This is a genomic window from Janthinobacterium psychrotolerans (genome assembly GCF_001677885.1).
Classification (GTDB): domain Bacteria; phylum Pseudomonadota; class Gammaproteobacteria; order Burkholderiales; family Burkholderiaceae_D; genus Janthinobacterium; species Janthinobacterium psychrotolerans.
On record NZ_LOCQ01000059.1, the window covers coordinates 84,397 to 98,857 of the forward strand.

Annotated in this window: 14 protein-coding genes; 6 read left to right on the plus strand and 8 right to left on the minus strand. The window is 64.2% G+C overall.

From position 1 onward, the window contains the following. Positions 1-200 precede the first annotated feature (200 nt). Positions 201-1,814 carry an L-aspartate oxidase gene (nadB, locus tag ASR47_RS18900; protein WP_065309345.1) on the plus strand — a complete coding sequence of 538 codons (1,614 nt, stop codon included), beginning with the start codon at positions 201-203 and terminating at the stop codon, positions 1,812-1,814. A gap of 30 nt (positions 1,815-1,844) precedes the next feature. Here nadB and ASR47_RS18905 read toward each other — a convergent pair whose 3' ends face one another. From ASR47_RS18905 to ASR47_RS18930, 6 genes are read right to left on the minus strand one after another with little or no spacing between them, the layout of a single operon-like run. Next, a complete protein-coding gene (locus tag ASR47_RS18905; protein WP_065309346.1) occupies positions 1,845-2,942 on the minus strand; it encodes a toxin-antitoxin system YwqK family antitoxin in 1,098 nt (365 codons plus the stop codon). A gap of 22 nt (positions 2,943-2,964) precedes the next feature. Then, positions 2,965-4,281: a toxin-antitoxin system YwqK family antitoxin gene (locus ASR47_RS18910; RefSeq protein ID WP_065309347.1), complete on the minus strand. Its 1,317-nt coding sequence runs from the start codon at positions 4,279-4,281 to the stop codon at positions 2,965-2,967. Then, positions 4,278-6,587, minus strand: coding sequence for a hypothetical protein (locus tag ASR47_RS18915; RefSeq protein ID WP_065309348.1), 2,310 nt, complete (start codon positions 6,585-6,587; stop codon positions 4,278-4,280). The genes ASR47_RS18910 and ASR47_RS18915 overlap by 4 nt, the downstream gene beginning before the upstream one ends. Continuing rightward, positions 6,584-8,872, minus strand: a complete 2,289-nt coding sequence (locus ASR47_RS18920; protein ID WP_065309349.1) for a hypothetical protein — start codon at positions 8,870-8,872, stop codon at positions 6,584-6,586. Before ASR47_RS18920 ends, ASR47_RS18915 begins: the two co-directional genes overlap by 4 nt. Continuing rightward, positions 8,869-9,636, minus strand: coding sequence for a PP2C family serine/threonine-protein phosphatase (locus ASR47_RS18925; protein WP_171898988.1), 768 nt, complete (start codon positions 9,634-9,636; stop codon positions 8,869-8,871). The genes ASR47_RS18920 and ASR47_RS18925 overlap by 4 nt, the downstream gene beginning before the upstream one ends. Before the next feature lies 1 nt (position 9,637). Further along, positions 9,638-10,321, minus strand: a complete 684-nt coding sequence (locus ASR47_RS18930) for a vWA domain-containing protein (protein ID WP_065309350.1) — start codon at positions 10,319-10,321, stop codon at positions 9,638-9,640. A 42-nt stretch (positions 10,322-10,363) separates the two neighbouring features. Here ASR47_RS18930 and ASR47_RS27515 point away from each other — a divergent pair, with 42 nt between their 5' ends. Together ASR47_RS27515 and ASR47_RS18935 are read left to right on the plus strand one after the other, a co-directional pair. Continuing rightward, positions 10,364-10,513, plus strand: a complete 150-nt coding sequence (locus tag ASR47_RS27515) for a hypothetical protein (protein WP_171898989.1) — start codon at positions 10,364-10,366, stop codon at positions 10,511-10,513. A 45-nt stretch (positions 10,514-10,558) separates the two neighbouring features. Then, positions 10,559-11,299, plus strand: a complete 741-nt coding sequence (locus ASR47_RS18935; protein ID WP_065309351.1) for a hypothetical protein — start codon at positions 10,559-10,561, stop codon at positions 11,297-11,299. Here the strand turns inward: ASR47_RS18935 and ASR47_RS18940 are convergent. Next, positions 11,291-11,521: a hypothetical protein gene (locus ASR47_RS18940; RefSeq protein ID WP_065309352.1), complete on the minus strand. Its 231-nt coding sequence runs from the start codon at positions 11,519-11,521 to the stop codon at positions 11,291-11,293. The two genes, ASR47_RS18935 and ASR47_RS18940, sit on opposite strands and share 9 nt — an antisense overlap. 27 nt (positions 11,522-11,548) lie before the next feature. On the opposite strand from ASR47_RS18940, the gene ASR47_RS18945 reads away from it, so the two are divergent. The 3 genes from ASR47_RS18945 (at position 11,549) to ASR47_RS18955 (ending at position 13,911) form a co-directional block, all read left to right on the plus strand. Beyond that, a complete protein-coding gene (locus ASR47_RS18945) occupies positions 11,549-12,715 on the plus strand; it encodes a helix-turn-helix transcriptional regulator (RefSeq protein WP_082989038.1) in 1,167 nt (388 codons plus the stop codon). Positions 12,716-12,939: 224 nt separating this feature from the next. Then, the gene (locus ASR47_RS18950) at positions 12,940-13,380 is read left to right on the plus strand and encodes a hypothetical protein (RefSeq protein WP_065309354.1); all 441 of its coding nucleotides are present in this window, start codon (positions 12,940-12,942) and stop codon (positions 13,378-13,380) included. Positions 13,381-13,695: 315 nt separating this feature from the next. Beyond that, positions 13,696-13,911, plus strand: coding sequence for a hypothetical protein (locus ASR47_RS18955; RefSeq protein WP_065309355.1), 216 nt, complete (start codon positions 13,696-13,698; stop codon positions 13,909-13,911). Between the two features lie 78 nt (positions 13,912-13,989). Here ASR47_RS18955 and ASR47_RS18960 read toward each other — a convergent pair whose 3' ends face one another. Continuing rightward, positions 13,990-14,445: a tellurite resistance TerB family protein gene (locus tag ASR47_RS18960; protein ID WP_065309356.1), complete on the minus strand. Its 456-nt coding sequence runs from the start codon at positions 14,443-14,445 to the stop codon at positions 13,990-13,992. Between the last annotated feature and the right edge of the window lie 16 nt (positions 14,446-14,461).

Genomic DNA, 14,461 nt, shown 5'->3' on the forward strand with positions numbered 1-14,461 from the left:
CCCCTGCGGCAAGGCTCTTACCACCAGGAAACTGGCAGGCTGGAACCGGTCTATCCATCATGGCGAACTGTTCAACGCAAGCCTTGATGAGCCGCAAACCGCAACCTCAGCTATCTTTGATTTACAGAATTTATCTCAACACATGTCCGTTTGATGTGAAATGGACTATAGTATGCTTCCCCTAAAAAAATATACATGTCATGAAATTTGATGTAGCGATTGTCGGCAGTGGCCTGGCGGGTCTTTCGGTTGCACTGCATTTGGCGGAGACGCGCACGGTCGCGATCATTTCAAAACGTGCGCTGCTCGATGGCGCCAGCAACTGGGCCCAGGGCGGCATCGCCGCCGTGCTCGATTCGGGAGACAGCCACCAGCAGCATATCGAAGACACGCTGGTCGCCGGCGGCGGCCTGTGCGACGAGAGCGCCACGCGCTACATTGTCGAGCACGGCCGCGAAGCGATCGAATGGCTGATCGAGCAAGGCGTGCCATTTACGCGCGACGCCACGGCCGAGCTGGGTTTCCACCTGACGCGCGAAGGCGGCCACAGCCAGCGCCGCATCATCCATGCGGCCGACGCCACCGGCCACGCGGTGCAGGTGACGCTGGAAGAAAAAGTCCGCGCGCACCCGAATATCTCCCTGTTCGAACATCACTGCGCGATCGACCTGATCACCTCGGACAAGCTGGGCATGAAGCCGGTGCAGCGCAATGCCCAGCCGCACTGCCACGGCCTGTATGTACAGGACGAGCAGACCGGCAAGGTGCTGACCTTTGCCGCCGAGCACACCGTGCTGGCCACGGGCGGCGCCGGCAAGGTGTATTTATATACCACCAATCCCGACACGGCCAGCGGCGACGGCATCGCCATGGCGTGGCGCGCCGGCTGCCGCGTGTCGAACATGGAATTCATCCAGTTCCACCCGACCTGCTTGTACCACCCGTACGCCAAGTCGTTTTTGATCACCGAAGCCATCCGTGGCGAAGGCGGCTTGCTGAAACTGCCGCCTGAAGCGGGCGCGGCAGCGGGCCAGCGCTTTATGCTGGCCCACGACGAGCGGGCCGAACTGGCGCCGCGCGACGTGGTGGCGCGCGCCATCGACTTCGAGATCAAGAAGCGCGGCCTCGATTATGTGCACCTGGACATCAGCCACAAGCCGGCCGAATTCCTGATCGAACATTTCCCCACCATTTACGCGCGCTGCCTGGAACTGGGCATCGACATCACCAGGCAGCCGATTCCCATCGTGCCGGCCGCCCACTATACCTGTGGCGGCGTGGTAACGGACCTGGCAGGCCGCGCCGACCTGCCGGGCCTGTACGCGGTCGGCGAAACGGCCTGCACCGGCCTGCATGGCGCGAATCGCCTGGCGTCGAACTCGCTGCTCGAATGCATCGTGATCGGCCGCGCCTGCGCCCAGGATATCGAAAGCAAGGAAAAACTGGGCACGCCTTACCTGCCGGACTGGGACGAAAGCCGCGTCACCGACGCCGACGAGGAAGTGGTGATCGCCCACAACTGGGACGAACTGCGCCGCTTCATGTGGAACTATGTCGGCATCGTGCGCACCACCAAGCGTTTGGAGCGGGCCCAGCATCGCATCGCCCTGCTCAAGGAAGAGATCGACGAGTATTACCGCAATTTCCGCATCACCCATGATTTGCTGGAACTGCGCAACCTGGTCGACGTCGCCTCGATGATCGTCAACAGCGCCCTGTCGCGCCGCGAAAGCCGTGGCCTGCACTTCAGCCGTGACTATCCCGAGACCTTGCCGAAGGCGATCGCCAGCGTGCTGACGCCGCCGCATCGCTAAGCAACGCAACGGCATGGACTGGGGTGTGGACTAATTGACGTCGCACCCCTGCCCCTCCCCCTTCACGAACCGGCACGCTTTTTCCAGCGTGCCATCCTGGCGCCAGCTCCGGGCCCAGCCATCGGCCGCGTCATTCACATAGTCCAGCGTACTTTTCACCTTGCCATCGGGATAGTAAAACGTGCTGGTGCCGTTGAGCTTTCCCTTGATCCTCGTGCTGCGGCTCTCCAGCGTGCCGTCCGGATAATACGTCAGCAGCTCGCCGTCCATCTCGCCGTTGACGTAATTGGTGCGGGAGCTGAGCTGGCCATTGTCATGGAAGGTCTCCGCCAGGCCATCGACCCGTTCGCCGTTGCGGTAAGTGATCTCCTCGCTGAGCTTGCCCGTCTTGTGGTATTCGCTGTGTTTGCCTTCCCGCACGCCGTTACGCCATAGGCCGCGCGCCTGCACGCTGCCATCTTGATTGTATTGGACCGCCTCGCCGTCCTGCTGGCCCTGCGCATTTTGCGCCACCCGCAGTGCGACCTTGCCATCCGGGTAATACAAGGTATAGCCGCCGACGCGCTTGCCTTCAACATAGTCGGGTGCATCGATGTGGGCTGAAAGGCGCAGGGTCCTGGCTTGCTTTGCAGAATAGACATCGACCTGCCAGCTAGCTTTCTGCTGCCCTGGCGGCAGCGGCACCACCAGCACATAGGGCGCCGCGCGATGGTCCTGCGGCATCAGCTCTTCACTCAGATACAGACGGGCCTGGTCATCCTTGCAGGCGGCAGGATCGCAGGCGAGCAGCCGGCGTATCACGGGCACGGCGGCGTCGCCAGCGCTGCCCGGCGCCGGACACGCCTCCAGGATCACCAGCATCGACGTTTTATGGCTGATCTGTTTCGCCAGCGCCTGTTTCATGGCCGCATAGTCGGCGCGCAACATGCCCAGCGACGGCGCGTCCATGCGCAAGAGTTTGCCACCGCAACCGGTGGTGCTGGCCATGGTCAGCACATCGGCGCCGTCACCATCTTGCTGCGCAGCGAAGGCCGTAATCACCTGCCGCTGCACGATGTCCGCGCTGGCAATCGCAGGCAGCAAGAACAAGGCGGCCAGGCCGGCCGCAGTCGATAGTTTGAGGGGCATTGCTTGCATCCTTCACGGTAGTCTACTTGGTACAGCCCTGGCCTTCATCTTTCACAAACCTGCACTCTTTTTCCACGCTGCCATCTTCGCGCCAGGTACGGCTCCATCCTTCGCGCCGGCCGTCGACATATTCGACCAGCTGCTGCGGCTTGCCGTTGCCATGCCAGACATGGAAGCCGCCCTGTTCGCGCTGGCGCCGGTCCCACTGCCGCTGTACGCGCAGCTGGCCCTGCTCGTCGTATTGCTGCTCGCTGCGCATCACGCCATTGTCGCTGTAGACGCGCAGGCTGGACAGCTTGCCGTCCTGGTAATACTCGCGCTCTTCGCCGTCGGGCGCATCGTTGACATGGCTGACGGTGCTGCGCACCTTGCCGTCGCGATAATAATAAGTGCTGAGGCCGTTGAACCTGCCATTTTTCATCACACTACGGTTGGACACCATGCCGTCGGGATAATAGATGAGCATCTCGCCTTCGAGCTTGCCGTTGACGTAGTTCATGCGCGTGCGCAGCCTGCCGTCTTCATCGAAGGTTTCAGCTGGGCCATCGACCCTTGCGCCACTACGGTAGGTGGTTTCCTCGCGCAGCTTGCCGCTCCGGTGGTAGTCGCTGTGCTTGCCTTCCGGCAGGCCATTGCGCCAGTGGCTGCGCGACTTGACCGTGCCATCCTGGTAGTAACTGACGGACTCGCCTTCCTCGCGGCCCTGGGCGTTTTGCGGCAGCTGCTTTTCGATCTGGCCGTTGGCATAATACAAAGTGTAGCCGCCGACGCGGTTGCCCTCGACATAATCGGGCGCATCGAGGTGGGTCGCCAGGCGCAAGTTTTTGCCTTGCTGCGTGGAATAGACCTCGACCTTCCAGGTATTTTTTTGCTTGCCCGGCGGCAGCGGCAGCACCAGCACATAGGGCGCACGGCGCCGCTCCTGCGGGAACAGGTTTTCATCAAGATACATGCGCGCCTTGCCATCCGCACACGCGGACGGTTCGCAGCCGACCAGTTTGCGGATCACGGGCACGGCGGCGTCGCCAGCGCTGCCAGGCGGTGGGCATTCGTCCAGGCTGACCAGCATCGCCGTCTTGCTGCGGATGCGCTTGGCCAGCTCCAGCTTCATGGCGCCATAGGCGGCGTCGTCCATGCCCAGCGAACCGGCATCCATGCGCAGATGTTTGCCGCCGCAGCCGGTGGGCGCGGCCATGGTCAGCCCGTCGGCGCCTTCGCTGTCGGGCTCGGCGGATATGGCGGCGACGACCTGCCGCTGCAGTATTTCCAGGCGTGCCGTAGCGGGCCAGGCCAATAGCGGCAATATGGCCAGCTGGGCAATCGTCTTCCATTTGCTCATTTATTTTCTCCTGTCGTGGACGCCAACTGCGGTGTTACCGGCCGGAACACCATCTTGCCCCTGGCGTAATGCACGGCCACTTGCACCGTGGACGGTTGCAACTCGCCGCGCTGCACGGCGGGCAGGTAACGCCATTGGCGGGCCGCTCGCAGCCAGGTCTCGTTGATGCGCGTGTGCGCCGGCTGGCTGGCGCTGACCTTTTGCGGCACGCCGGCGGCATCGAACGCAATCGTCAGCGTATTGTCGCCAGCGAGCCGCGTGGGCGTGCCGACCGCGACGTCGTCATACGACAGCGGCGTCAGCGATTCCGCTTCCACCGCTGCCGCGCGCTCTGGCGCCGGCAACGCCTTGAGCAGGCGGCCGGCGATCGCGGTGGCCTCGGCCATGGCGGCTTGCCAGTCCTTGCGGCGCGCAGGCGGCAGATTGAGCGCCAGGATGCTCGCCACGCGCTCCATGCGCTGGTCCACTTGCTCTTGCGTGGCGCCATCGGCGTGGCTGCGTGCAATCACCAGCCCCAGCGCCGCCTGGTTGACGGCGGATGCGCCCTGCATGCGGCGCACCGACGAGGCCGCCAGGCCCAGCCAGGCGGCGCCATCGGTGGGCCTGGCCCAGATGGCCTGCTCAAAATACTGGCGCGCGGCCAGCGCTTCGTTGGCGGCCAGGTACATGCGGCCCAGCACGGACGCCACCATATAGTCGCGCGGATCCTCCAGCAACTGATCGCTGTAGGCGTCGGCCAGTTGTTCGTCCATGTCGGCGGAAAAAATCGAGGTTTCCATCATGCTGCGGCGCATGCGCGCCCTGGCCCCATCATTGCCCTTGTCGTCGGGCTGCATGCGGTACAACATGCGCAAACCCAGCAATACGTCATCGTCGCGTTGCTGTCCCAATGTACGGTCCAGCGCGCGGATGGCGACGCGCGCGGCCGATGGATCCGCGCCCTTCCCGGCCTTGCCGCGACGCTGCCAGTCCAGCAGCCGTATCGAGCTGTCGGTCTGCACCGGTGCCGCCGCCGTGTCCGCAGGTGCTTGCGTGGCAGCGTTACGCGAGGTGGTAAACATGCTGAAGGCAAACATCGACAGCGCAATCAGCAGCACCAGCAGGGTCCAGTTCCTGCCCGACAGGCCGAAGGCTGGCCGTGGCGGGCGTGGCACCGGACCGAACGAGGCGCGCGGCGTCAGCGGCACACCCTGATAGGCATACGGCGCGACCGCCGGCGCCTGTGCTTGCAGCTTCAGCTGCGCGGCCTGGGCGTCAGCCGCGGCCTGGGCAATGGCGTCCACGCGCGCACAGGCGGCGCAGGCGAAACCGGCAAAATGCTGGTGCGCGGCATTGGCCTGGCACACCAGCAGCGCGTTGGCCGACGGATCGGGGTGGCGCAGCGCATAGCGGCGCAGCAAGGCCATCCAGTCCAGCGCTGTCGGCCGCGACTGCGGCGGGCCGGCGAACGCGCGGTCGAACAGGGTGCGCAGTTCGGCCGGCATCAGGGCGTGGCCGCTGGTGACATTCGGCGCGATCTGCTGGTGCGGCGTGACGCCATGGGCATAATAGCCATCGCGGATGCGCGCCGCGATATCGGTCGGCGCCAGCGCACCGCTCACGCGGCCGCTGTAGGGATGGATGCCAAAATTGAGGAGCTGGAAGATCACCACGGCCAGCGCAAAACGGTCTTGCGCCGCCTCGTCGCCCGTCGGCAGGCCCGAGCGCTGGCATTCCGGGGCCAGGTAGTCGGCGGTGACCTGTTCGGCGCGGTAACGCTCGTTTTTGCCCCGGATGCTGAAACCATCGCAATCGAGCATGGCAATCGTCAGGGAATCGCGATAGAAGCGCAGATTGACCGGTTTCAGGTCGATCACATAATGCTGCTGCTGGTGCAGCGCCGCCAGCACGCCGGCCAGGTTGGCCGCCAGGGTCACCTTCGGTCCCAGGCCGGTCGGCAAACCGGCCGCGCGCGCCTGGCGCTCCTGCAATATCTGCTCCAGCTCGGCAGTTTCCGCCATGTCCAGCAGGGGCATCACGAAACCGCGAAAACCGCCCTGGCTGTCGCGCGCGGCCGCTTGCGGCCAGGCGATCTGCACGTAGCGCCGGCCATTTTCCAGATGGTCGGGCAACTCGGGCGTCAAGGCCAGCATGGCTTCGAGCTTGCGCCGGCTGGCCACCATGTCCAGCTGCGGATGATAGATCTTCGCCACCTGCGCCGGCGAACCCGGCAGCATATACACGCTGCCGGCGCCGCCGCTCTTGATCAGCTTGCCAAGCTGCAGGCTGCGCCCGTCGGCCAGCGCGATGGTGTCGCCCGGCTTCATGGCGCGCTCGCCGCTGCCGGCACTGGCGCCGGCACGACACTGAAACTGCTGTTGCCGTCGCGGTAGCGCGCCAGCACCTCGACCGACGACGGTTGCAGCCGGCCATTGCTGATGGACGGCACATAGCGCCATTTTTTTGCCTGCTCCAGCCAGGCCTGGTTCAGCTGCGTGGGCGCGGCCGGGCTGGAACTGATGTGCTGTGGCACGCCAGCCGGGTTGAAAACGATCGTCAGGCGCGTCTCGCTGGCCGGCTGGACGGCGCCACTGTCGTTGTGGGCGATCGCGCGCAAGGAGTCGGGCGCCACGCTGGCGGGCCGGTCGGCCAGCGGCGGCAGGCTGGCCAGCCGTTGCGCCAGCGCCCGGGCGTTGCCCATGACCGCCTGCCAGTCTTTCCGCGCCTGCGGCGGCATGCTCATGGCCAGCATCATGACGGCGCGCTCGATGCGTTTGGCGCCATCGTCGGGCTCGTTGGTGTCCGGATAGCGCTGCGCCGTCAGCAGGCCCAGCGCGGCCAGCCTTGCCGCCTGCTCGCTGTCGTTGCCGCGCATGGCGGTGGCGGCCAGGCCCAGATAGGCCACGCCATCGGTCGGCTGGGCCCAGATCGCCTGCTCGAAATACTGGGCGGCGGCCAGCGGTTCGCCGGCGGACAGGTGCATGCGGCCCAGGGCCGACGCCACCATGAAGTCACGCGGCTGGGCGATCAGCTGGTCGCGGAACTTGTCCGCTTCACCCTTTTTCATGGCCGGCGCCCAGACCGACATTTCCATCATGGTGCGGCGCAGCCTGGCCAGGCTCGGGTCGCTGCGGCCGTTCTCCTGCTGCGTGCCGTGCAGCAGTTGCAGCCCCTGCTGCATATCGGCACCGCGCTGCTCGGCCACTGCCCGGTCCAGCGCGCGCAGGCTGGCGCGCGCGTCCGACGGCAGCGTCACGGTCTTGCCGCGGTCACGCCACTCCAGCACATCGCGCGCGGCCTTGTTGTTGGACTGTGCCGGGCCGGTAGTCATGGACGCCCGCGGCGTAGGCTCGGCGACATAGAGCACCATGCCGATCAGGAAAAAAAACAGCAGGGTCATGATGACGGCCCAGCTATTTTTCGACAGGCCCAGGGCGCCGGGGGCGCCCTGGGCCTGTGCCACCGCCGTACGCCGTGCCGCTTGCGCGCGCGGCGCTTGCGCCTGCAGCTGTTTCTGTGCCTTCTGCGCGGCCGTGGCCGCCGCCGCGATCGCCTGCTCGCGCGCGCAGGCGGCGCAGCCAAAGCCGGCAAAATGCTGGTGTTCGGCATTGCGCTTGCACACAACGATGCGGCTGGCGCCAGGCGCGCCGCCACGCAGGGCCAGCGCGCGCAGCAGCTCGGCCCAGTCGCTGGCCGACGGCCGGTCGGGGTTATTGCTGGTAAAGGCGCGGTCAAAAAAGGCGCGCAGCTCCGCCGGCATCAGCGCATGGCCGCTGGTCACGTTCGGCGCGATCGCCTTGTGGCGCTGGACGCCATAGGCGTAATAGCCATCGCGGATGCGCGCCGGGATGTCGGTCGGCACCTGGCGGCCTGCGGGCTGGCCGCTGTAGGGATGGATGCCAAAATTGAGGAGCTGGAAGATCACCACGGCCAGCGCAAAACGGTCCTGCGCCGGTTCCGCCCCCGCCCGCATGCCCTTGTGCTGGAATTCCGGCGCCAGGTAGTCGGCGGTAAACTGCTCGGCGCGATACCGCTCGCCCTGGCCCTGGATGCTGAAGCCATCGCAGTCGAGCATGGCAATCGTCAGCGTATCGCGGTAGAAGCGCAGGTTGACCGGTTTCAGGTCGACCACATAATGCCGCTGCTGGTGCAGCGCCGCCAGCACGCCCGCCAGGTTGGCGGCCAGGGTGACCTTCGGCCCCAGCCCCACCGGCAAGCCGGCCGCGCGCGCCTGGCGCTCCAGCAGCACTTCTTCCAGCTCGGCCGTGTGCGCCATGTCCAGCAAGGGCATCACAAAGCCGAGAAAACCGCCCTGTTTGTCGTGCACGGACGCCTGCGGCCAGGCGATCTGCACATAACGCCGGCCGTTTTCGAGCCGGTCGGGCAAGTCGGGGGTCAGCGCCAGCATGGCGTCGATCTTGCGCCGGCTGGTATTGCTATCGAGGTGAGGGTGATACAGCTTGGCCACTTGCGCGGGTGAACCCGGCAGCAGATACACGCTGCCGGCGCCGCCACTCTTGATCAGTTTGCCCAGCACCAGGCTGCGCGCGCCATCGAGCCAGATCGTATCGCCCTGCCCCGCCGCTTTCTTTGCCAGCTTGCTGCCCTTCATGCGCGCATGGCCAGGAGCAAGGTCTTGTCGTCGCCGGTGATCTGATGCGTGCGCGGGTCCGCCAGGGTATGGGCCAGCGCTTCTTCACCCAGGGTGATGTCGTCCATGCAGCTCAGGTAATTTTGCACCGCGCCCATGAACGGCGCGTACAGCGAGGCGTTGTTCTTGCTCATCGCAAACGGCATGCAGCCGTCGCTCATCAGCACCAGGCCGCGCACGCCGCGCGGTATCGGCAGCAATCGCAGCTGGTCGCGCCAGCGTTCGCCGCTGATAAAGTAGGTTTCATTGGCGTATTCGCCATTGGCCGGCAGCGAAATGACTTCGCCGCCCTGGTCCAGCTGCGCCACGCCCACGCCGTCACCGAGGTGAAAGAACACGCCCACGGACGGCCCCATTACCACGCCCACCACCGTGGTGGCGTAGTCGTCGAGCACGGCGCCGTGATTGTCGGCCAGCGCCTCGAGTTCACCACGCACTTGCGCCATGGCGCCAGCGAGCGCGCCATCGTGCAGCGCTTCGATGCTGGCGCCCTGGCGCAGCTGCTGCGCCAGGGCCTGCGCCAGGGTGCCGGCGACAAATTGCGCCCCCAGTTCGCTATGCCGCGCGGAACCGGCGCCATCGCAGACGACAGCCACCAGCGAGCCGCCCACCTGCACATGCGCATGCGCGTCCTGGCAAGGGATGCCCTTGTCCAGGTGCGACTTGCCCGTGACGCAGGCGCCAAACACGCGCCAGCCATTTTCCATGTGATCGGTTGCCGCCATCTCAGGTAGGCACCACCGACCAGCCATCGGTCGACGCCAGCTGCGCCTGCGCGCCCGGGCGCGACTGAGACACTACCTGCATGCTGGCGCTGAGCCACAGGAACAGCTCGCGGAACTGCAAGCCCTTCAGCTGCTTGACGCCGCGTTCGCCACGGCTGGAAAACTGCCCCAACATGTCGAGATTGGCGCCTTCGCCGACGGCAATCGGGAAAATCGCCACCTTGTTGGCCTGCTCGGCGGCACGCGCCTGCTCCGCGCCCGCCTGCCAGCGGTCGGTCGGCTCGCCGTCGGACATCAAAAACAGCCACGGCCGCGTATAGGCCACGCCAGCCTGGCGGAAGCGCTGCTTTTCCTGCTCGATCTCGGCCAGCGCCAGCTCGACAGCCGCACCGGTCGGCGTGGTGCCGTCCGCCTCCAGGCGCGGCGCTGTGAAGTCCATCGCGTCGCACCAGTTGCGGGCCACCTGCGCGTTGTCGTAGCCGCCATACTGGATCACCAGGATGCGCACGCGCTTGGCGGCGATCACGTCGGCTTTCAGTTCCTGCTCCAGCAGCGCCAGGCCCTCGTTCAACAGCGCGACGGGCTCACCCGCCATGCTGCCGGAGCAATCGAGCACCAGCACCAGTGGCGTGCGTTGTTCGGTATTGTCGACCAGGGCGACATCGGGAATCATTATGGGAGTCATAGGCTCGGAAAAATGTAAAATCAATCACGGTGCAAATATTACATGACGATAGCATTTCTTGGGCGCATGATTTCAAATTGGCAACGTATCGCTACGCTTTTAATGCCAGTTGGAAATGAACCTGCCATGCGCCAGCTCAACGGCAAGCTTGAAGTTGCACACGACGACGGCAAAGCGAACATGCTTCCATAGCCATTGGACCGGCAATGATGGTCCCAACGAGCGGGAGTCGACAGCATGCAAAAATCATTTATCGTTTTATCCATATCTGGGAGCATCCTGGCTATCAGCAGCATCCTGGATATGCTGTCGGGATTATTGAACTTGCAGCATTTTCATCGACTTGATGGCTATATCGGCATCCTTAGCAGAATCGCGTTTTACCTGTCGTTCCTCAGCTTTTGTTCGCACGTCTACGCCGTCATGAGCAAGCACCGCTGGACTTCCGCAGAAACAAAAAGCCAGCATCTGCCACGTCCTCCCGAAGAAATCATTGGCATCGGGATCAGCTGCATCGTTGCCTTCTTTTTCACATTTGCAATTGCAAGACAACAACTACATTTGGCAAACGCCGTAATCATCTACGGCCTGTTCCTGTTCACCTCGGCCTTGCTGATACAACCTTCGGGCAAAGGCTGGAAAGGAAACCTGGTCAACGCCATCTGGCCGGCCATGTTTTTCCTGCTTGCCGCCGTGCTACAACTGCCCTGGGCACCAGTCTTCCAAAGACTGTTTGGCAATGAGCATCTGGCTGAATACTTCGATGCGAAATTCACGTTTCTGCTGTTAGGCGCGAGCATTTGCACGGCCTTGATTGCGATACCGGGCATTATGCTGGCAAATCTGATAAAAAAGGCAATGACACGTTTCGCAATCTCCTTGACTGGAGGGGCTTGGCAGGAATCAGATTCGATCAGAAGACATATCCACTGGCCTTTAGCCGTACTGGCGATCGCCACTACGACAATATTAAGCTGAGTTGGTACAGCGGGTGGCCACGCCATTGCCATCCAGGGAAGCGACCGCAATAATCAGCCGCACCAGCAGGCGCGACGCTTCCACCTTCATCTTGCCCAGCGCCTGATAAGCCTTGGCCTCGCCGATATCCTTGCCGAACTCCAGCCTTCGACATGCCTTTCCGGGCCGCGGAAGACCGTGGATCACGTTGCTTGACGCGAATATTTGATCTATTGTGATCATCTGCCAGATTCACCCGATGGTAGCGCCATGGCAAGCTTTTTGACGGAAGCACAGCAAACACTGGTTGGCCGGCTCTACGATTGCGCGCTGGACGACTCGCTTTGGCGCGCCCTGTGCGCAGACCTGGCCGACCTGTTTGGCGGCGCCAGCGACGCCATCGTGATACTTGAAAACGCCGATGGCGCGCATCTGTTCAGTTCCACGCGCAACTTCGACGAGGACGCCGTGCGCGCCTACGAGGCCTACTACTGGCAGCACGACATCTGGGCCGCCTGGGCGCGCCGGCTGGGCGTATCGAGAGTCCATCGCAGCGCCGAGCATGTGCGCGACCAGGAGCTGATGAGCACCGAATTCTATGCTTACTTCTGCCGTCCGCGCGACCTGTTCCACGTGATCGGCGCCATCGTGCCGATCACGCCCGGCGAAGTGGCCTTGCTGGGTGTGCACCGGCAGCGCGCCCAAGGCCAGTTTTCGCAAGGCGCGCTGCTGCAAGCCCAATTACAGGAACTGCTGCCGCACTTGCAGCGTGCCTTGCAGATACGTTCGCGCCTGGCGCACAGCAGCATGGCCGAGCGCTACAGCCGCGCCGCGCTCGACGCACTTGACACGGCCGTACTGCTGCTCGACACCCGTCTCGACGTGCTGTACGCGAACGCCAGGGCGCTGGACTTGTTCGGTCCCGACCCGCCACGCGGCCTGCAGTGCCTGGCAGGCGCCGACGCGCGCTGGCGCATGCCGCCGCAATTGGCGTGCGCCGTGCGCCAGGCCATCGGCGCCAATGCGGCAGCCGGCCGCGACGCGGTGCAGCCGGTGGCGCAGGCGCTGCGACTGCCGCGCGCCGGTGGCCCTGACCTGTATCTGAACGTTGCGCCGTTCCACCCGCCACAAGGCGCATGCGCCGACCAGCGCTGCGCCATCGTGCTGGCGCGCGAAGCCCGAGCAGCCGGCATCTGCGCACAGGCGCTGCAGCAACTGTTCGCGCTGACGCCAGCCGAAGCGCAGGTAGGCCAGGCGCTGGCGCAAGGCGCCGGCATCGATGCCATCGCCGCCGCCGGCGGCGTATCGGTCAATACCGTCAAGACCCATTTGCATCACATCTACGGCAAAACCGGCGCCGCGCGCCAGGGCGAGCTGATCGCCCTGCTACACCAATGCGCGGGCGGCATCGGCGCTGCACAGCCGCCTGCGCGGTGACTGGCGCTGACGCCCTGCCGCACCCGTGCCTCGCCGGCGGTTACGGCCTCGTGCATCAGGCTTGATTGTTTTCCTGTACCTCCTTCGAATGGATGATGCGACGCGGTCATGGCCTGCCTAGACTGCATCCACCTCCTGCATGCCTTGCTTTCAAGACAACGCATCAGAGGCCATTCGTTCAAGCCACATTCCGTTACGGAATACCAACCTGGAGAGTACACATCATGAAAACCCTGTTAGCAAGCGCCATCCTTGCCCTCGCCACCTGCACCGCCGCCACCGCGCAAATGCTGCCCGACAGCCAGCGCGTGGTAGTGCCCGGCAACTCGCTCAGCATCGACCTGCCGGCCCGGCAGCATCACATGATGCGCGAAGACTTCAAACAATTTTCCGGCAGCTACGATCTGTCGAACGGCGACACACTGGAACTGCGGCGCGCCGGCGGCTTCATGTATGCGCGCATCGGCAATCAGCAGGAACACCAGATCGTCGCCACCGGCCGCAATGCATTCGTCGCGCTCGACCGTCAGCTGAAAGTGCGCATCGACCATAAAGACGACGGCACGGTGGGCGGGGAACTGGTGATGGTGGTGCCGTCGCAGCAACTGGCCGACGGCAGCGTGACACAGGAGCGCATCGCCGCCATGAACTTCCCCGGCAAATAGAAACCGCCACAGGTCGCGCCGCTTGCCTATGCCAGGCAAGCGGCAGCGTGGCCCGCATGGCATTCGACCTCAAGCATCCAACATGAAAAATGGTTTGATTTACGCTATCGTCATCGCCTCCTCCACCCTGGCCACGGCGCAAGTGCTGCCGCCGGATCGCAGCGTGTCCGTGCCGGCCCGGTCGCTGCGCATCACCGCGCCGGACCAGCCACGCTACATCAGCGCCGAGAAATTCAAATCGTACGCCGGCCAATACGCGCTGGCCAACGGCCAGACCCTGCGCCAGCGGCCAAACCCTGCGCCAGCGGCGGCGCCATGTACGCCAGGATCGGCAAGCAGGAAGAGCATCGCATCGTCGGCGCCGGCAAGAACGTCTTCGTGGCCCTCAACCGCAAGCTCAAGCTGCGCATCGAACACCGCCGCGACGGCAGCATCAAGGGAGAACTGGTGATGGTGGTGCCGGGCCGCGTACCGCCCGACGGCAGCATCGGCGGTGAAGAAGTGGCGGCGCTGCAGTTTCCGCAGAGGTAACATGCGCCGCCCCATGTAACAACAGCGCGGGCCGGCCGTGCCACGCGGCAGGGATCAGCCGGCGCCTGCAAGCATGGCTTACTGCAGTTCGAACTCGGCCGGATTCAGATTGAGTTCCTTGGCAATCTTGCTGGCCACCCGCTGCTCATTCCCATCGAAATTGCCATCCGACGACGCCACCGCAATAATCATCCGCACCAGCAGGCGCGACGCTTCCACGTTCGACTTCATCTTGCCCAGCGCCTGGTAAGCCTTGGCCTCGCCGATATCCTTGTCGAACTCCAGCTGGCTGACAAAGTCCTGGAAAGCCTTGATCACATCGGTGGTGGTAAACACCGACAGCGCCTCATTGCTCTCGATGAACTTGACCATCTTCTGCTTCTCTTCCGCACTGACACTGCCATCCGCCATGGCGATCAGGGCCGAGCCAGCCATCGCGGCGTTCAGGAAATCCTTGTTCTTGTACTTCAGCGCTTCGGTCTTCAGTTCACTTGCCTTGGTCTTCAGTTTGGACAGAAAGGAATCGAAACTCATAGGGGATCTCCGGGTT